The sequence below is a fragment of the Mesorhizobium sp. M0062 genome, from assembly GCF_040323125.1.
Lineage (GTDB): Bacteria > Pseudomonadota > Alphaproteobacteria > Rhizobiales > Rhizobiaceae > Mesorhizobium.
Map to the genome: position 1 here is coordinate 58,214 of NZ_JAMYUO010000003.1, position 19,203 is coordinate 77,416.

Below are 19,203 nucleotides of genomic sequence, written 5' to 3' on the forward strand. Positions count from 1 at the left end.
CTCCCGGCAGCGGGCTTTTTTCATTCTCAAATGAATCTAAATTAGAGTTGACGGGCAAGTTCGGAGAATAGCCAAAAGCCCCGCCGGATGATGGGGACTCCTCAACTCCGAAAGCTGGAATTCAGCGCGCCCTGAAAGAGCTGATCAGGCCTTCAGCCATGCGCACGAACTGCGTGCTGGGGCCCTGGCAGCCCATGGTCTGCACGCTGACGCGCGCCCCTTCGAACAGCAGCGACAGCGTATCGGCCAGAAGCTCGGCCTGACCGATGCCCGCATCCCGGCACAGCGCAACGAGGCGATCGCGCTGAGCGCTCTTGAGCTCCTTGATCACGCTCCTGGCGGGATGGTCCGGCTCGGTCAATTCGGCGGCGGCATTGGCCATGTCGCAGCCGCGACCGTCAGCCACCAGGCAAGCAGCGGCCATGCGAATCCAGGCATGCAACTGGGCGAGCTTGTCGCCGGGATGCTCAGCCTCGAATTGGTCCCACATCGCGGCGCCTTTAGCCGCCGACGCGCGCAGGCACTGGACGATCAGTTCGTCCTTCGACTCAAAATGACGGTAGAGCGTCATCTTGTTGGTGCCGGCGGCTTCCGTGATGGCGTCTACGCCGACGCCCTTGATGCCATGTTTGTGAAACATGTCCTGCGCCGTCTCCAGGATTCGATCCCGGGGACGCACGCGATCCGTAATGCCGTCTGCCATCGCAGTCTCCTTGTCTCCCTAAAAATTCGGTTCACCTCTTGACTAGGGTGTTACCGGTCTGTAACTATCCGAATGTTACTTACTGGTAACACCTATGTAGCCTTCCGTCAATAACAAGGCCGTGAACTGGTCCTGCCAGATCACAAAGGGTGAAAATTGCAGGTCATGCGGCTCCGGCCGGTGAAGAGATGAAAACCGGTTCGCGATCATCCGATGCGGGCCGCTGGAATGGAGACGCTCCAATGTCGCAGCGCAAGGATTTGACCATCGATGAAGCCATCCGGGATCCGATGATCCGGCTGGTGATGAAAGCGGACCGCGTCAACCCGCGCGCCTTCGAAGCGATGCTGAGGACCGTGGCCGATGAGCAGGGCCTCAGCGGCGCGGCGCCGTCTTCGTATTTTTTGCAGGACCCGGGTTCGGTGCGCGGCAGGCGGCTGTCCCGGTCTGTCCGTTCTTTTAAAGAGGCCGGTTCTTCTAAAGAGGTTTGCGTGTCGTGGTAAATTTTTTCATTCATCGTCCGATCTTCGCCTCGGCGATCGCCATCATCATGGTGCTCGCCGGGACGATTTGTTATTTCCTTTTGCCGGTTTCGCAGTTTCCCGACATCACGCCGCCGCAGGTCGTGGTCAGCGCGCATTATCCGGGCGCCAGCGCGCAAGTGGTCGCCGATACGGTGACGACGCCGCTGGAGCAGCAGATCAACGGCGTCGAAGGCATGACCTACATGTCGTCGTCGAGCTCCAATGACGGCTCCTCGACCATCACCATCACCTTCGATGTCGGCTATTCCTTGAGCACCGCTGCCGTCGACGTTCAGAACCGCGTCTCGCAAGCGGCCTCCTCGCTGCCGGCGATCGTCAACCAGGGCGGCGTGACGATCAAGAAGCAGAACCCGAATTTCGTCCTCATCGTCAACCTGACCTCGCCCGACAGTTCGGTCGATCCGGTGGCGCTGAGCAACCTCGCCTATCTGCAGGTCGTCGATCCGCTGAAGCGGCTGCCTGGCGTCGGCGACGTCCAGATATTCGGCGAGCGCCGCTACTCGATGCGCGTCTGGCTCGACCCGGACAAGCTCGCCAATCTTGGCATCACCGCGGTCGACGTCCAGAATGCCATCTCGGAACAGAACGTCCAGGTGGCGGCCGGCAAGATCGGCCAGTCGCCGGCGCCCGCCGGCACCGCCTTCGAGATGCAGGTCAACGCCGTCGGCCGCCTGAGCGACCCCAAGGAGTTCGGCGACATCGTCGTGCGCGCCAACACCGGCACCGGCTCGCTGGTGCGGCTGCGCGACGTCGCCCGCATCGAGCTCGGCGCGCTGCAATATTCGTCGTCGGCCTTCTTTGGCAAGGACCCGACGGTGGTGCTGGCCGTCTACCAGATGCCCGGTTCCAACGCGCTCGATCTGCAGCAGCACGTCAAGGACAAGATGCAGGAACTGTCGGCCCGTTTCCCCAAGGGCGTCAGCTACGCCATGCACTACGACACCACGCGCTTCGTGTCGGCATCGATGCATGACGTGCTGATCACGCTTGGCGAAGCGCTGGTGCTGGTCGTGGCCGTGGTGTTCATCTTCCTGCAGAGCTGGCGCACGACGATCATCCCGACCATCGCCATTCCGGTGTCGCTGGTGGCGACGATGGTCGTCATGGAAATGATGGGCTTCTCGCTCAACATGCTCTCCCTGCTCGGCATGGTGCTGGCCATCGGCCTCGTCGTCGACGACGCCATCGTGGTGGTCGAAAATGTCGAGCGACAATTGGAGGCGGGCCTCAAACCGCTGGCGGCGACCAAGGCCGCGATGGCCGAGGTCACCGGACCGATCATCGCCACCACCGCAGTGCTGATGGCCGTCTTCGTGCCCGTCGCCTTCATTCCCGGCGTCTCCGGCAAGCTCTACAATCAGTTCGCGCTGACGGTGGCGATTTCGGTCGGCATATCCGCCTTCAACTCGCTGACGCTCAGCCCCGCGCTGAGCGCCGCCTTCCTGCGCCATCGCGGGGAGACGCAGTTCGCCCCGTTCCGCTGGTTCAACACGGGTTTCGACAGGCTGTCGCATGCCTATGCCCATGGCGTACGAATCCTCATCCGGCTGCGCTGGATCATGCTCGGTCTGTTCGCGGCCGGCCTGGTCGCCACATACTTCGTCTGGCAGAAGTTGCCCTCGACCTTCCTTCCGGTCGAGGACCAGGGTTACTTCTTCGTCGTCATCCAGTTGCCCGACGGCGCCTCGCTGGAACGCACTGACGCGGTGGCCCAGAAGGCGCGCGACATCCTCCAAGCTACGCCCGGCGTCGAGATTGTCGGCTCGATCAGCGGCCTGAACTTCCTGACCAGTGCCGCGCAGTCGAACTCGGCTGTCGAGTTCGCCATCCTGAAGCCGTGGGAAGAGCGCGGCCCCGACCAGAGCGCGTCGAAGCTCGTCGCCGACGTGCGCGGCAAGCTGATGCAGATTCCGGAAGCCTTCGCGCTGTCCTTCGATCCGCCTTCGATCCCGGGTATCGGCACCACGGGCGGCTTCGAATTCGTCGTCGAGGATCTCACCGGGCGCGGCAGTTCAGCCCTCAACGACGCGACGCAAGCCGTGATCGCCGAGGCGCGCAAGCAGCCGGAAATCAATCCGCAGCAGCTGTTCTCGCCGTTCTCGACCTCGACGCCGCAGTTCAACTACGACCTCGACCGCAGCAAGGCCAAACTGCTCGGCCTCAACCTGCCCGACGTCTTCAACACGCTGCAGATCTATCTCGGCTCGCTCTACGTCAACGACTTCAACCTGTTCGGCCGCACCTTCCGGGTGACCATCCAGGCCGACAAGGATGCACGTGCCGACGCAGGCGACCTTTCGCGGCTCTATGTGCGCAACGCCTCCGGCGGCATGGTGCCGCTGAGCACACTGGGCAAACTGGTGCCGTTCGTCGGCCCGGAAACCGTGCCGCACTACAACAACAACGCCTCGGCCACGATCAATGGCGGCGCAGCCCCCGGCTTCTCGTCGGGCCAGGCGGTTGCCGCGATGGAACGGGCCGCCGCCACCGCTTTGCCCAGGGATTTCGGTTTCGAATGGACCGGCATCACCTTCCAGGAGCTCAAGGCAGGATCGATAGCGTCGGTCGTCTTCGGCCTCGCCATGGTCTTCGTCTTGCTGATCCTGGCGATGCAGTATGAGAGCTGGGCGATGCCGTTCATGGTGCTGCTGGCGGTGCCACTGGCCCTGTTCGGCGCCTTCGCAGCCCTGTTCTTGCGCGGCATGCAGATCGACGTCTACTCGCAGATCGGCTTCGTCATGCTGATCGGCCTCGCCGCCAAGAACGCGATCCTGATCGTCGAGTTTGCAAGGCGGCGGCGCGAGGAGGGACTGAGCATTGTCGACGCGGCAATGGAAGCCGCGCGGCTGAGGCTGCGGCCGATCCTGATGACGGCCTTCGCCTTCATCCTCGGCGTGCTGCCGCTGATGTTTGCGACGGGTGCGGGTGCGGCAAGCCGGCAGTCGATCGGCACCACCGTGTTTGGCGGCATGGTCGCGGCGACCATCCTGTCGCTGGTGTTCGTGCCAGTCTTCTACGCGGTCATCGAACAGCTGCGCGAACGCCGCGTGCGCAGCGAACCCAACGCTGCTCATGACCAGGACAATAATGAACCGACAGCCGAACCAGCGCCGATGCGCCTGGCCGAAGCAGCCGAATAGAATTGGAGACCAAAATGCGTAAATGGAAAATAGCTTTGGGAACGGCCGTCGCCCTGGGAGCGATCTCGGTGGCAAGCGTCCACTTCCTCGACATGGGCAATCTCAGCCTCAATGCCGGCACGGCGGCAGCGACGGCAGCACCTGCGGCATTCGTTATGCCGGTGCCGGTGACGAGCGTGGTCAAGAAGACGATCCCGATCTATCTCGACTACGCCGCCCGCATCGAGGCGATCCGCAGCGTCACCTTGCAGGCCCGCGTGCCCGGCTATCTGCAGGAGCAGACGGCTGAGGACGGCGCCGATGTGCGCCAGGGTGATCTGCTCTACAAGATCTCGCCCGACGACTTCAAGGCGGCTCTCGACCAGGCCAAGGCCGAAGTGCAGCGCGACCAGGCGAGCCTCGACTATGCACGCTCCAATCTCGGCCGCGGCTCCGAACTCGCCAAGAGCGGTTATCTCGCCAAGGACGGGTTCGACCAGCGCACGAGCACCTTGCGCCAGGCCGAAGCGTCGCTTGCCGTTAACCAGGCGGCGGTGCGGACGGCCGAGCTCAATTTGAGCTACGCCGAAATCCACGCTCCGTTTGCCGGCCGCGTCGGCCGTAACCAGGCTTCGGTCGGCACGCTGGTCAGCGTCGCCGGCACGGTGCTGAACACGTTGGTGCAGCTCGACCCGATCTACGTCACCTTCAATCCGAGCGAGACGGACCTGGCAGAAATCGAACAGGCCCGCGCCGCCGGCCCGATCGAGGTCGAGGTGCTGCTGCCCGGCGAGACCGAAGCCAGCCAGAAGGGCGAACTCACCTTCATCGACAACACGGTCGACCACTCGACCGGCACGATTACGGCGCGCGCCACCATCGGCAATGCGAAGTTCTCGCTGCTGCCGGGCCAGTATGTCCGCGTGCGGCTGCACATCAAGCAGCTGCCCGACGCGCTGATGGTGCCGCAGGTGGCGCTGGGTTCGAGCCAGCTCGGCAAATATGTCTATGTCGTCGGCAAGGGCAACACGGTCGACCAGCGCATCGTCTCGCTTGGCGCGACCAGCGGCGACCTTGTGGCGGTCCTCAGCGGCGTTGCCGAAGGCGACCAGGTGATAACGGGCAATCTGCAGAAAATCGGACCAGGAATGCCGATCTCGCCGTTGCCCCACGAGAAACCGGCCAGCTGATAACCCCCATCAGCCCCGGTCCTGCGGCGCCTTCGGCTTCCACGCCGAGGGCGCCGTTTTTTTTATGGAGCGCCGCACGCCGTTTTTAACCGCAAGGCACAAGAATCCGGAACAATCATCTTGTAGGATTGTCGACAATCTGCTTGTCTGGTTTCCGGCTCTCACTGGAGTGACGGAATGGCCAAGCTGGACTTCAGTCCGATCGCGGATACGACACGCCGGGCCGAGATCGTCGCGCTGTTGCGGCGGGCGATCCTGATCGGCCAGCTGGAACCCGGCCAAAAGCTGAGCGAGCTGAGGATCGCCGAGCAGATGCGGGTCAGCCGCGCGCCTTTGCGCGAAGCTATGCGCGAGCTGGTGCAGGAAGGCATCCTGACCAGCATTCCCTATGCCGGCACCTTCGTCATCGATGTCACCGCCAAGGACATTGACGACGCCTACTCGCTGAACAAGGTGCTCGATGAATTCGCCATCGAGCGGACATGGAAGCTGCGCGACCAGCGCTTCTTCGATGAACTCGACCGCCGCCACGAAGCGGTGAAGCAGGCAACGCGCGCGCGCGACACCACCCGCCAGATCGAGACCGCACTGCAATTGCACGGGCTGATCTATGAATGGGCTGACAATTCGGTGCTGCTGGAAACCTGGCAGCGGCTGACCAGCCGGCTGCAGATGTACTTTGCCCTGCACCAGCGGGCCCGCAACGAGCCGGTGCCGGCCGAAGATCTCCACGAAACCTATGTGCGGCTCTTGAAGGGCGCCGACATGCGCGCTGCCCAGCGCCATGCGCGCGAGCATATCGACCTCGATTTCGAAGAGCTGCTTGCCTATGCGCGTGGCCTCGATCAGCGGAACATCGAAGGGCTGACCCTCCTCAACGCCTAGAGACAACGGACAGACAAGTGCAGATCAAAACCATCAAGGCCTATCGCGTCGTGCAGCCCTTCGTGGACGGGCCCTACCGCATGTCAAAGGGGCGGGTTGCAGACTGCTTCGATGCGGTGATCGTCGCCATCACCTCCGACAGCGGCGTGACCGGCTGGGGCGAGATGGCGCCGCTCGGCAATTTCTATTCGGCCGCCTTTCCGGCGGGAACGCGCGCGGGCGTGGTCGAGATCGCGCCGCACCTGATCGGCCAGGACCCGCGTGGCCTCGCCGGCATCGGCCGATTGATGGATACGGTGTTCAAGGGCCATCCCTACATCAAGTCGGCGCTCGACATGGCCTGCTGGGATCTGGCGGCCCGGGCCGCCGACGTGCCGCTGGTGACCATGCTTGGCGGCCGCGAGAGCGACATGGCGGAGACCTACCGCGTCGTCACCCACGGCACGCTCGACCAGATGGCGGCACTGGCCAAAAGGATCATCGCCCAGGGCTGCCGCCGGCTGCAGGTCAAGGTCGGCGGCAATGTGCATGAAGACATCGAGCGGGTGAGCGCAGTCGCTTCGGCCGTGCCGAAAGGCACGGTGATTTTCTGCGACGCCAATGCCGGCTGGACACCCTACCAGGCGCGGCAGTTCGCCGATGCAACGCGCGGCATCGACTACACGTTCGAGCAGCCCTGCACGACGATCGAGGAGAACATGTCGGTGCGCCGCATGCTCGACAAGCCGATGGTGCTGGACGAGAGCGTCATCTCGCTCGAGGCGATGGTGGAAATCCACCGCCTGGGCGCCGCCGACGGGCTGACGCTGAAGATCTCGCGGCTTGGCGGCGTAACCAGGACAAGGCAAATCCGCGACGTCGCCGTCGATCTCGGTTTCATGATCACCGTCGAGGATACGGGCGGCGCCGAGATCGACACGGCGGCGATGGCGCATCTGTCGCTGTCGACGCCGGAAGAACGCCGGCTGCACGCCATCGCCTTCCATGAGTGGGTGACGGTGCGCACGGCCTCCAACGCCCCACCGGTCACCGGCAGCCACATGGGCATTCCCGACGGGCCCGGCCTCGGCATCGATGTCGTGCCCGACCTGCTCGGCAAGCCTTTCCTAGAGATCGGCTGAGATCAAGCGCAGCATGAACCTGTCACCCCACGAATCCTCCGTGGGAGATTTGGTCCTGCAGCCATTCTCCGATTTGCGGGTTGAAATATTTTTCAAATGGAAATAGGAATGTTCAAAATGATGATTTGACGCTGCGGCGCGTCATGACTGGAGGAAGCGATATGGCCCATCCGCAATTTGCAGCGGAACTTCTGCAGCGCGCTGAAGCCCAAGGGCCCATCACCATCGGACTCGCCGGCGCCGGGCAGATGGGCACCGACATCGTCGTCCAGGTGGCGCTGATGCCGGGCATGCGGATCGGTGCCATTTCCGAGGTGCGGCCGCAAGCGGCGATCGATGCCGCACTGCTCGCCGGCCATGACCGCTCCGACATCGTCCAGGCTGCGAACGCCTCTGCCATCGACCGCGCCATCGAGGCCGGCAAGATCGCTGTCACCGAAGATCTGCATGCGCTGGCCGCGGCCGGCCGCATTGATGTCATCATCGACGCGACAGGCAATCCCAACATCGGCACGCTGTTTGCGCTCGAAGTGATGAAGAACGGCAAGCACATCGTTATGCTCAATGTCGAGGCGGACATTACGATCGGCCGCTTCCTCAAGGAGGAAGCGCGCAAGGCTGGCGTGGTCTACACCGGTGCGGCCGGCGACGAACCCGCCTGCACGCTGGAGATCATCGGCTTCGCCAAGAGCCTCGGCTTCAACATCATCGCCGCCGGCAAGGGCAAAAACAACCCGCTCAAGATCGACGCCATGCCCGCCGACTACGAGAAGGAGGCGGCCGAGCGGAACATGAATGCGCGCATGCTGGTCGAGTTCGTCGACGGTTCCAAGACGGCGATCGAGATGGTGGCGATTGCCAACGCCACCGGGCTGGTGCCCGACGTGCCGGGCATGCACGGCCCGACGGCGACGCTGGAGGAACTGGCCAGCGTGCTTTGCCCGCGCGAGGATGGCGGCGTGCTGCACCGCAAGGGCGTGGTCGACTATTCCATCGGCAAGGGCGTGGCGCCCGGCGTGTTCTGCATCATCGAAACGAGGCATCCGCGCGTGCTGGAGCGCATGGTCGACCTCAAGGTCGGCAAGGGCCCCTATTTCACGATCTACCGTCCCTATCACCTGACAAGCCTTGAAGTGCCACTGTCGGCGGCGCGCGCCGTTGTCTACAAACGCGCCGACATGGAGCCCCTCGACCATCCGGTCGCCGAAGCGGTGGCGGTGGCCAAGAGCGATCTCGGCGCGGGCCTATCGCTCGGCATGATCGGCGAGAACGACTATCGCGGCTTCGCCATGACCTGGGAGGACGCCCGCGCCAAGGGCGCGCTGCCGCTCGGGATTGCCGAACGCGCCAAGGTGGTCAAGCCGGTCAAGACCGGCGACTTCCTTACCTATGAAAATTGTGTACCCGACGATTCGATGGTGATAACGCAGATCCGCCGCCGTCTAGACCAGTCGGATGGACAGTTTGTGACCAACGCCGCCTGAACCTTCGGGATCTCCCTGTGATGGACGATGTCGTTATCGGGATCGATGCCTCGACGACGGCGGTGAAGGCGATCGCCTTCACCGGCGACGGCGCGGAGCTGTTCCAGGCGCGCGAGGCCTATCCGCTGGCCAATCCGAAGCCCGGCCATTTCGAGCAGGATGCCGAACATTGGTGGGCAGCCCTCATCAGTGCGCTGAAGCAGGTTGCCGACAAGGTCGGCGCCGCGCGCGTGGCGGCAATTGCCATAGCCCATCAGCGCGAGACCTTCACCCTGATCGATCAGGCCGGCACGCCGCTCATCCCGGCGATCCTGTGGCTTGACGAGCGCGCCCGGCCTCAAGTCGCCAGGCTGTCGGCCGAGCTTGGCCGCGAGACGATCCGCAACTGGAGCGGCAAGCCGCCGGATCCGACGCCGGCGCTCTATGCCATCGCCTGGCTGGCGGAACACCAGCCGCAGGTGCTGGCCAACGCCGCCGCCCTGGTCGATGTTCATGGCTTCTTCGTTCACCGGCTGACCGCACGGCTGGTAACCAGCACGGCAAGTGCCGACCCGCTCGGCTTGCTCGATGTCACGACAGGCGAATGGCACCCTGAGCTTGTCTCGGCTGCAGGGTTGCAGCCACGGCAGTTGCCGGCGCTGATCGGCCCAGGCGAAATCTGCGGCGGCCTTGCCGAAAGCATTGCCCAGCTGACTGGCCTCAAAGCGGGCACGCCAATTGTCGCCGGCGCCGGCGATGGCCAGGCCATGGGTCTCGGCATGGGCGTCTATGGTGCCGGCAGGAGCTATCTCTCGCTCGGCTCCGGCGTCGTCAGCGGCTGCTATTCCGGCACGGTCACCACTTCGGATGCGTTTCGCACGCTGGTCTCGCCGACCGGCTCCGGCTTCATGCTGGAAACCGTGCTGCGCTCGGGCATGCAACTGGTCGACTGGATCGTGCGCACCACCGGCGCGTCTTCCGCGGCAGAACTGGAGAAGGGTGCGGTCGATGTTGCGGCCGGCGGCGACGGTCTTTTGGTCATGCCCTATTGGGCCGGCGTCATGAGCCCCTATTGGGATGGCGCGGCGCGCGGCGCCGTTGTTGGCCTGTCGCTCGACCATGAGCCCAGGCATCTCTTCCGCGCCACGCTGGAAGGCATCGCTTTGGAGCAGGCCATCGCCAGCGAGGCGATGGAGGCCGAAAGCGGCGGCAAGTCGGGAGAGATGATTTCCGCCGGCGGCGGCACCAATTCGGCGCTGCTGATGAAGATCATGGCCAGCGTGCTGGAGCGGCCGCTGTTCGTGTCGCCGGTCAACGAGGCGGCGGCCCTTGGCGCGGCCATGCTGGCTGCTTCGGCGATCGGCTGGTTCGCCTCGGCGGAAGACGCCGCCAAGGCAATGGCGGCGGCGCCGGCCAGGCGTGTCGATCCGGATATGACGCTGGTGCCGGCTTACCGGGCGCGCAAGGCGATCTACCGCGACCTCTATCACGCGACACGCGACATCCACGCGCGGCTCGGTGCGATCTGAGTTCAAGCGCAGCTTGCCTGCGTGAGGCTCCCATGCCCAACCTGCCCAGCTTGCCGATTTTGCGTCCTGCCCGGCCAATGCTAGACTCATCGGGCTCATGAAAGCAGTATTTCACCTTGCCGCCCTGCCCTGGATTGTCGCGCTTGCGGCAGCTCCGATGACGGCGCGTGCGCAGGACGAGCCGCCCTTCGAGGTCACGCTCGACATGGACAATGACGGCAGGATGGATCGGGCCGCGATCGCGGCGGATTCCGACACCGGGCTGGCGGATCTCTCGATCTATCTGGCTGCCGGCGAAGGAAAGCTCGATCCTTCGCGCAAGCCTGACTTTGTCAAAAAGGCGCTGACGCAGGACCGTATTCTCGGGCTCGAAAGCAAGGGCAAGGGATCGCTTGTCGTCACCTCGTGCTTCGGCTGCGGCGCCAACAAATCATGGGATACAACGCTGACCATCGTCTGGCGCGGCGGTAAATTCCTTGTCGCCGGCTACAGTCGCGACTGGGACTGGAATGTTCAGAAAGCCGACGGCTCGGTCGAGACGACGCTGGGCGGTTGCGACATCAATTTTCTCACCGGCAGAGGCGTTGCCTCAAAGGACCTGGACGACGGCAAACCGGTCGCGGGAAAATTCGTGCCGATCGCACTGGCCGACTGGTCGGACGACAGTCGTCCGGAGCCCTGCGAATTCTGACCGACGCCGGACAGCGCTCAACGATTGAGCAGGCCTTTGGCCGCATCCTCATCGGTGATCAGCACCGAAATCCTGGTGTTGGCCAGCGCCGCGCGCATCACAGCGACCTTCTCCTGACCACCTGAAACCAGTATGATGCTCGGAATATCGGACAAATCCTGCAGCGGATAGGCGCAGACGCGGCGGTTGACCTCATGGTCGACCGGGTGGCCCTCGGCGTCGATGAAATGGCACAAGAGGTCTCCGACCGCGCCGGCGGCCTGCAGTTCCTCAAGTTCGCTCGGCTTGATGAAGCCGTAATTGGCGATCGGGCTGTCCTTGGAAAACGAGCCGACGCTGAGCACGGCGATGTTGGCGCGGCGCGCGCGGAAGACGACATCCTGGACGCTGCGCTGGCTCATGAAGGCATCGCGCTGTTCCGGCTTGTCGGCATAGACCGGCACCGGCAGCAGGAAACATTCAGCGCCGATCTTTTCGGCGAACTCCCAGGCGCTTTCGGTCGGGTTGAGCGGCTGCGCGTGGGTGAGGCCGCCGAGCATCGAGACGACCGTCGTCCTGGCGATCGGCCGCCTCGGCAATTCGTTGATGGCGAATTTCAGCGTGCGGCCCCAGCCCAGCGCAATGACGTCGCCGGCATTCACATTGTCGGCGAGATAGGCGGCAGCCGCGTGGCCGATCATCAGCGGCGCGTTGCTGCGATCAGCGGCTGATGGCACCACGACCGCCTGGCTGAGCCCGAAACGCTGCTTCAGGCTCTCCTCGAGCTGCACGCATTCGACGACACTGTCGCGAATGCGGAACTGCACGATGCCCTCCTCTCGCGCAGCGGAGAGAATGCGGTGCACCTTGATGCGGCCGACGCCGAGGATCTCGGAAATGCGCTCTTGCGTCAGACCTTCGACATAGTAATGCCAGGCGGCCCGGGCCTTGAGCTCGGCATCGGGGAAGCGCGAGGCCTTCTCGTTTTCGACGGTCGCCATCTTTTGCCCTCCCGCGGCAAATTTCGGAAATCTTTCCGCAAGCGCCACCCCCTGGCCTTCCCTAGGACAAACCGCCCGGTGGCGCAAACCACCGCCGAATGGCGCAACGGCTCTTGACAATTTTCTAATGAACAGTTTAGCTGAACAAAATTGCATATCAAAGATAAATTGTTCACAGGGAGGTGCCTGGTGAACAAGAGCGGACGGCAGGCCATCGCCGTTTCGCTGACGGAGGAGACGAAGTGGCCGTGAGTAATGATGCAAGCGAGTCGAAGGCTGGCGAGTTGAAAGCCGCGCCCGGCACTCAAGGTGCGACGGCCGCGAAGCTTTCGGCGCTGTTTGCCGGAACCATGGGGCCGCTGATCGGGCTGCTGCTGCTTTGCCTGGCGTTGACGTTGACCACCGACACGTTCCTCACCATGCGCAACATCCTCAACGTACTCGACCAGATCACCGTGCTCGGCATCATGGCAATCGGCATGACGCTGGTGATCCTGATCGGCGGCATCGATCTCTCGGTCGGCTCGGTGCTGGCGCTGGCCGCCATGGTGATGGGCTTCGTCGCCCACCCCGACTATCTCAATCTCGGCCTTGCCGCCGGCGTCGTTGCAGCACTGGTCGTCGCCGGCCTTTGCGGACTGGTGTCCGGCCTGCTGGTGACCGTCACCCGGCTGCCGCCGTTCATCGCGACGCTGGCGATGATGTCGGTGGCGCGCGGCCTTGCCAACATGATCACCGACGGTTCGCAGATCGTCGGCTTTCCCGACTGGTTCACCAGCCTGTCGATCATCCGCCATTTCGGCTTCCTGTCGGTCACAGTCGGGGTGATGATGGTGCTGGCGATCGTCTTCGCCATCTTCCTCAACTACCGCGCCACCGGCCGCAGCCTTTACGCCATCGGCGGCAGCGCCGAGGTGGCGCGGCTCTCCGGCATTCCGGTGAAGTCGCTGACCAACTGGGTCTACGCCATCTGCGGCGTGCTTGCGGGTCTTGCCGGCATTGTGCTTGCCGCGCGGCTGGATTCGGTGCAGCCGAGTTCCGGCCTCGGCTATGAGCTCGACACCATCGCGGCGGTGGTGATCGGCGGCGCCAGCCTGTCGGGCGGCGTCGGCTCGATCGGCGGCACCGCGGTCGGCGTGCTCATCATCGGCGTGCTGCGCAACGGGCTCAATCTGCTCGGCGTCTCGCCCTTCATCCAGCAGGTGGTGATCGGCGTGGTGATCGCGCTGGCGGTCGCCAGCGATACCTGGCGGCGCAGGGCGCGATAGAGAACGGGGCACAATTGAGAATTCGCCCGGAGCGTCCGGGCGATAGACGGATCGGTCGATCCGAAACTGGGATGTTCCAAGGGGCGCGATGCGCTGGCGGGACAGTTTGACTATCAACGGAGGAAAAACATGCTGACCAAACGTTCACTGCTGCTCGCCGCTGCCGCCATCATTCCTATGCTCGGGCTGACCGACATGGCCTCGGCCAAGGAGGCCAAGAAACTCGGCCTCGCCGTGGCCAATTTGCAGGCCGACTTCTTCAACCAGATCAAGCAGTCGGTCGAAGCCTACGGCAAGGAGAAGGGCATCGAGATCGTCACCGTCGACGCCAAGGGCGATTCAGCGACCCAGGTCAGCCAGGTCCAGGATCTGATCACGCAGAACATCGACGCGCTGATCTACATTCCGGCCGGCGCCACAGCCGCCACCGTGCCGACCAAGACCGCCAAGGCTGCCGGCATCCCGGTCGTCAATGTCGACCGCAACGCCGACGGCGCGCCCGGCGACACCTTCATCGCCACCAACAGTGTCGCCTCGGCGCAGGCGGTGTGCGACTACATCGCCAAGCAGGCCGGCGGCAAAGGCGAACTGATCATCATCCACGGCCAGAAGGGCACCACGCCGGAAGTCGATCGCTCGAAGGGCTGCGGCGAAGCGCTCAAGGCCTATCCCGATATCAAGGTGGTCGGCGAATTGTGGAGCGAAGGCTGGCACCAGGACGAAGGCTTCAAGCTGACGCAGGACCTGCTGCAGTCGCATCCCGATGTCTCCATCGTCATCGGCCAGGCCGATGCGCTGGCGCTGGGCGCGGCACAGGCGGTCAAGGTCGCCAATCCCGGCCACAAGGTCTGGGTTGCCGGCTTCGATGGCGACGTGGCCGCACTCAAGGCGCTGAAGGACGGCGTGTTCGACGTCACCGCGACGCAGCAGACGCAAGGCATGGGCCGGCTCGCCGTTGATGCGGCGATCAAGCTGGTGGCCGGCGAAAGCGTTCCGGCCGAGCAGCTGCAGGATGCGACGCTGACCACCAAGGACAATGTCGAGCAGTTCATCGCCAAGCACCCGTAACCTGCGGCACCGCTTAGAGAGAGCGCCACGATGTCTCCTGATCCTCGCCACAGCGAAAGCCCGCACAACGGGCTTTTCGTCAACGGCCTCTGCAAGAGCTACGGACCGGTCCAGGTCCTGGCCGATGCGAGCTTCGAGGTGCGGCCGGGCGAGGTTGTGGCGCTGCTCGGCGAAAACGGCGCCGGCAAGTCGACGGTGTCCAATATCATCGCCGGCTCGACCCGGCCCGACGCGGGCACCATCATCTGGCGGGGGAAGCCCTATTCCCCCGCCTCGCCCGCCGCCGCCATCGATGCCGGTGTGGGCATGATCCATCAGGAACTGAAGCTGCTGCCGGATCTGTCGGTGGCGGAGAACGTCTATGTCGGGCGCCTGCCGATGCGCGGCGGCCGCATCGACCGCGCAGCGATGAACGCCAAGGCCTCGGCGCAGTTGAAGCGGCTTGGCCTCGACGTCTCGCCCGAGCGCAAGGTGGGCACGCTGCGCATCGCCGCCCAGCAACAGGTCGAGATCGCCAAGGCGTTGACGCTCAATGCCGAATTGCTGATCTTCGACGAACCGACCGCAGCGCTTGGCGGCGAGGAAACGGAGCTTTTGTTCCAGCAGATCCGCAAGCTCAAGGCGGAGGGCATGTCCTTCATCTACATCAGCCATCGTCTCGACGAGATCGCGCAGATTGCCGACCGCGTGGTTGTGATGCGCGACGGACGCATCGTCGCCCGCCACGAACGCGCCGATATTCCCGTGCGCACAGTAGTGGAGCAGATGGTCGGCCGCTCGGTCGAGCGGATGTTCCCACACTTGACGCCGCCGCGCGAGGAGACGCTGCTCGAGGTCGACAACCTGTCCTCGCCGGAGAAGAGCTTCAACAACGTTTCCTTCTCGGTCAAAGCAGGCGAGATCCTCGGCATTGCCGGGTTGATCGGCGCCGGCCGCACCGAACTGGTGCGGGCGATCGCCGGCGCCGATCCGATCTCGTCGGGCTCGGTGCGCGTTGCCGGCAAATCGGTGCATCTCAGCGGGCCGGCGGCAGCGATCAAGGCCGGCGTCGTGCTGGTGCCGGAAGACCGCAAGGCGCAAGGCGTCGTGCTCGACCAGACCATCGGCGAGAATTTGGCGTTCGGCAATTTCGACCATGTCGCGCCGAAGGGCTGGGTGTTTCCGAAAGCGGTGCAGAAATTCGCCGAAGCCGGCATCGCAAGGCTCGGGGTCAAGGGCAAACCTGGCCAGGCGGTCAGCAAGCTTTCCGGCGGCAACCAGCAGAAGGTGATCATCGCCAAATGGGTGTCACGCCCGCCGAAGGTGTTCATCCTCGATGAGCCGACGCGCGGTATCGATGTCGGTGCGCGCGCTGCGATCTACGACGTCATCGCCGACCTCGCCCGTTCCGGCATGGCGGTGGTGGTGGTGAGCTCCGACCTCGAGGAGGTGCTGGGGCTGTCGCACCGCGTGCTGGTGCTGAGCCGCGGCCGCCAGCGCGGCATTCTCGGCCGCAGCGAGGCCAGCAATGTCGCGGTGATGGAACTCGCCACGAGCTGAGGACAGGAGTCGGAACAAAGCGCAGCAGGTGGTATCCTCCCAAGGACCGGACCGCGCGGGGCGCCAGCAAAGACTAGCGCCCCTTCATTTCAGGAGGGGGAACAACATGAAACTATTCGATCTCAGCGGCGACGTAGCGCTGGTAACAGGCGCCGGCAGCGGCATTGGCCAGGCCATTGCCATCGGGCTCGCCGAAGCCGGCGCCGACATAGCCTGTTTCGGCCATGCCTCGAAAGGCGGGCTGGATGAGACCGCGCACAGGATCGCCGTGCTTGGCCGCAAGGCGGTGGTGCTGACCGGGACGGTGACGTCGGAGGCCGACCTGGCGACCGCAGTCGAGCGCACGGAAAAGGAGCTCGGCGCGCTGACCATCGCCGTCAACAATGCCGGCATTGCAGGAGCCGAGGCCGCCGAGACGCTGTCGCTGGAGAAATGGCAGAAAATCTACGACGTGAATGTCAGCGGCGTGTTCCTGTCCTGCCAGGCCGAAGCGCGCGCCATGCTGACGCGGCGCAAGGGCTCGATCATCAACATCGCCTCCATGTCGGGTTCGATCGTCAATCGCGGCCTGACCCAGGCGCATTACAATTCGTCGAAGGCGGCGGTCATCCACATGTCGAAAAGCCTCGCCATGGAATGGGCCGATCGCGGCCTGCGCGTCAATGTGGTGAGCCCAGGCTACACGCTGACGCCGATGAACAAGCGGCCGGAGGTCGCCGAACAGATCAAGATCTTCGAACGCGACACGCCCATGGGGCGCATGGCGACGCCGGAAGAGATGGTCGGCCCGACCGTGTTCCTGGCCAGCCGCGCCGCGAGTTACGTCACCGGCATCGACCTGATCGTCGATGGCGGTTTTGTCTGCTGGTAAGGAGAAAAGATGCAGAAGCGTTTTGAAGGCAAGACTGCGGTCATCACCGGCGCGAGCGGTGGCATCGGCGCGGCGATGGCGAAGCGCTTCGCCGAGGAAGGTGCCGCGGTCGTGGTCAGCGCCATCGATACCCGCGTCGAGGACGTCGCCGCCGGCCTGAAAGCGGCAGGCGCCAAGGTCGCGTCGATGCGCATGGACGTTACCAGGAAGTATGAGGTCACCGCGCTTTACGACCTCGCCGAGAAGGAATTCGGCCGTGTCGACATTTCGGTGCAGAATGCCGGCGTCATCACCATCGCCCGGATCGAGGCGATGACCGAGGCCGAGTGGGACAAGGTGATGGCCGTCAACACCAAGGGCGTGTTCCTGTGCTGCCAGGAAGCGATCGCGCGCATTCGCAAGCATGGCGACGGCGGCCGGCTGATCAACACGGCATCGGGCCAGGCGCGGCAGGGTTTCATCTACACGCCGCACTATGCGGCGTCGAAGTTCGGCGTCGTCGGCATTACCCAGAGCCTGGCCAAGGAAGTGGCCAAGGAAAAGATCACCGTCAACGCCATCTGCCCCGGCATCATCGACACCGACATGTGGGCCTATAATGACGCAGCGTGGGGCAAGCTGATCGGTGACTACAAGCCCGGCGAGCTGATGGCCGAATGGGTGAAGAACATCCCGATGGGACGCGCCGGCAGCGGCGAGGACGTGTCCGGCCTGGTCAGCTTTCTCGCCAGCGACGACGCCACCTACATCACCGGCCAAACCATCAATGTCGATGGCGGCCTGATCATGTCGTGAACGTCAGCTCTGGCGGTTGGCAATCGCCAGTCTGAAATTCCGCAGTGCACAGGGCATCAGCCGTTGCGCCGCATGAACGTTGGTATATATAATTTCATCCCATGAAACGGCCTGGCGGGGATGGGGCTTGCCGGCCGAGACCATGGGACCTTGATGGCTCGCACGTCTGAGAGCGCCGCTGGAGCGGCGATCGATCCGTTGACGATTGCTCACGCAGCAATCCATCCGATGCCATGACGCGGGCCCGCCCGGCATCACATAAACACCAAGTCGAGCAACCATTTCGCCTGCGCAAGTTGCGGCCGCGGCACTGGCTTGGTGCGAACGAGCTTGCGTAACGACCCGCCTTTCCAACACAATCAAGAAAAGACGCAAGAAGGGAACGATCAAGAAATTTCCACATGGTTTGACAGGAGAACAAGCATGTCATTTCGCAGTGTGATTTCGAACCTATCAATGGGAGCCTTGGCGCTTGCCGCCGCAAGTGCGCTTACATCACCGGTCCACGCAGCAGCACCTGAATCCAACGACCCGATCAAGATCGCGCTGTTCGACTGGACCAGCGTCAACCTCAACGCCAAGATCCTTGGCGGTATCCTCGAAAAGCTCGGCTATACCGTCGAATATCCGACAGCCGACTACCTCTCCAGCCTGACCACCGGCCTCACCAATGGCGACCTCGATGTCGGCCTGGAGTTCTGGGACACGACGGCCGGCGAAGCGATGAAGGCTTCAGACGCCACCGGCCAGACCGAGCGGCTCGGCAAGCTCGGGCCGAAGGCCAAGGAGGAATGGTGGTTTCCCGAATATATGAAGGAGAAATGCCCCGGCCTGCCCAATTGGGAAGCGCTGAAGGACCCGAAATGCGCCGAGGCGTTCTCGACAGCGGAGACGGCGCCGAAGGGCCGCTATCTCGGCGGCCCGGTAACCTGGGAAGGCTTTGACGACGAGCGCGTCGAGGCGCTGAAGCTGCCCTTCACCGTCATCCATGCCGGCACCGACGCGGCGATGTTCGCCGAGTTGGACTCGGCCTATCAGCGCAAGGCGCCGATCATGCTGTGGATCTATTCGCCGCATTGGGCGCCGGCCAAGTACAAGGGCGAGTGGGTCGAATTCCCGGAGTATACGCCCGAGTGCTACACCGACCCGAAATGGGGCACCAACCCGGATGCCAAATATGATTGCGGCAAACCGCATGGCGAAATCTGGAAATACTCCTGGTCCGGCATGAAGGACAAATGGCCGGTCGCCTACAAGGTGGCCAAGGCGTACACGATCGACACCGATGAGCTCAACAAGATGAGCGGCGAGATCGACCTCGGCGGCAAGACGCCCGAAGATGTCGCCGCCGCCTGGATCGCCGCCCACGAAGCAGACTGGAAAGCCTGGGCGCAGTGATCGCCTGACTGGAAGCCAGACCCGGCCCTAGCGGCCGG

At 63.8% G+C, this 19,203-nt stretch carries 16 protein-coding genes; 14 read left to right on the forward strand and 2 right to left on the reverse strand.

The features are described 5' to 3' along the window. Positions 1-121: 121 nt before the first annotated feature. Entirely contained in the window at positions 122-703 is a 582-nt protein-coding gene (locus NKJ64_RS04580) for a TetR/AcrR family transcriptional regulator (RefSeq protein WP_352462054.1), read from the reverse strand. Between the two features lie 242 nt (positions 704-945). On the opposite strand from NKJ64_RS04580, the gene NKJ64_RS04585 reads away from it, so the two are divergent. The 8 genes from NKJ64_RS04585 (at position 946) to NKJ64_RS04620 (ending at position 11,246) form a co-directional block, all read left to right on the forward strand. Further along, positions 946-1,206, forward strand: coding sequence for a hypothetical protein (locus NKJ64_RS04585; protein ID WP_023687081.1), 261 nt, complete (start codon positions 946-948; stop codon positions 1,204-1,206). Continuing rightward, positions 1,200-4,388, forward strand: coding sequence for an efflux RND transporter permease subunit (locus NKJ64_RS04590; RefSeq protein ID WP_352462055.1), 3,189 nt, complete (start codon positions 1,200-1,202; stop codon positions 4,386-4,388). Before NKJ64_RS04585 ends, NKJ64_RS04590 begins: the two co-directional genes overlap by 7 nt. Positions 4,389-4,402: 14 nt before the next feature. After that, positions 4,403-5,557: an efflux RND transporter periplasmic adaptor subunit gene (locus NKJ64_RS04595; protein WP_352462056.1), complete on the forward strand. Its 1,155-nt coding sequence runs from the start codon at positions 4,403-4,405 to the stop codon at positions 5,555-5,557. 177 nt (positions 5,558-5,734) lie between these two features. Then, positions 5,735-6,442, forward strand: a complete 708-nt coding sequence (locus NKJ64_RS04600; protein WP_352462058.1) for a GntR family transcriptional regulator — start codon at positions 5,735-5,737, stop codon at positions 6,440-6,442. Between the two features lie 17 nt (positions 6,443-6,459). Beyond that, positions 6,460-7,563, forward strand: coding sequence for a mandelate racemase/muconate lactonizing enzyme family protein (locus NKJ64_RS04605; RefSeq protein WP_352462059.1), 1,104 nt, complete (start codon positions 6,460-6,462; stop codon positions 7,561-7,563). A gap of 161 nt (positions 7,564-7,724) precedes the next feature. Further along, complete coding sequence (locus NKJ64_RS04610) at positions 7,725-9,047, forward strand: NAD(P)H-dependent oxidoreductase (RefSeq protein WP_023732150.1); 1,323 nt, start codon at positions 7,725-7,727, stop codon at positions 9,045-9,047. A 20-nt stretch (positions 9,048-9,067) separates the two neighbouring features. Next, positions 9,068-10,555, forward strand: coding sequence for a xylulokinase (locus NKJ64_RS04615; protein ID WP_352462060.1), 1,488 nt, complete (start codon positions 9,068-9,070; stop codon positions 10,553-10,555). A gap of 97 nt (positions 10,556-10,652) precedes the next feature. Next, complete coding sequence (locus NKJ64_RS04620) at positions 10,653-11,246, forward strand: hypothetical protein (RefSeq protein ID WP_023668526.1); 594 nt, start codon at positions 10,653-10,655, stop codon at positions 11,244-11,246. Positions 11,247-11,263: 17 nt separating this feature from the next. Here the strand turns inward: NKJ64_RS04620 and NKJ64_RS04625 are convergent, their stop codons facing one another. Then, the gene (locus NKJ64_RS04625) at positions 11,264-12,226 is read right to left on the reverse strand and encodes a sugar-binding transcriptional regulator (RefSeq protein ID WP_023668527.1); all 963 of its coding nucleotides are present in this window, start codon (positions 12,224-12,226) and stop codon (positions 11,264-11,266) included. A 284-nt stretch (positions 12,227-12,510) separates the two neighbouring features. Between NKJ64_RS04625 and NKJ64_RS04630 the strand changes: the two genes are divergently transcribed. The 6 genes from NKJ64_RS04630 (at position 12,511) to NKJ64_RS04655 (ending at position 19,165) form a co-directional block, all read left to right on the forward strand. Continuing rightward, positions 12,511-13,494, forward strand: coding sequence for an ABC transporter permease (locus tag NKJ64_RS04630; RefSeq protein WP_050587056.1), 984 nt, complete (start codon positions 12,511-12,513; stop codon positions 13,492-13,494). Positions 13,495-13,623: 129 nt separating this feature from the next. Further along, positions 13,624-14,562: a sugar ABC transporter substrate-binding protein gene (locus NKJ64_RS04635; RefSeq protein ID WP_023668529.1), complete on the forward strand. Its 939-nt coding sequence runs from the start codon at positions 13,624-13,626 to the stop codon at positions 14,560-14,562. A 30-nt stretch (positions 14,563-14,592) separates the two neighbouring features. Continuing rightward, positions 14,593-16,101 carry a sugar ABC transporter ATP-binding protein gene (locus tag NKJ64_RS04640; protein WP_023668530.1) on the forward strand — a complete coding sequence of 503 codons (1,509 nt, stop codon included), beginning with the start codon at positions 14,593-14,595 and terminating at the stop codon, positions 16,099-16,101. 106 nt (positions 16,102-16,207) lie between these two features. After that, on the forward strand, positions 16,208-16,972 hold the full coding sequence (locus tag NKJ64_RS04645) for an SDR family oxidoreductase (RefSeq protein WP_023701501.1): 765 nt from the start codon (positions 16,208-16,210) through the stop codon (positions 16,970-16,972). Between the two features lie 9 nt (positions 16,973-16,981). Next, on the forward strand, positions 16,982-17,767 hold the full coding sequence (locus tag NKJ64_RS04650; protein ID WP_352462062.1) for an SDR family oxidoreductase: 786 nt from the start codon (positions 16,982-16,984) through the stop codon (positions 17,765-17,767). Between the two features lie 423 nt (positions 17,768-18,190). Next, positions 18,191-19,165, forward strand: a complete 975-nt coding sequence (locus NKJ64_RS04655) for an ABC transporter substrate-binding protein (protein WP_023709181.1) — start codon at positions 18,191-18,193, stop codon at positions 19,163-19,165. Positions 19,166-19,203 lie beyond the last annotated feature (38 nt).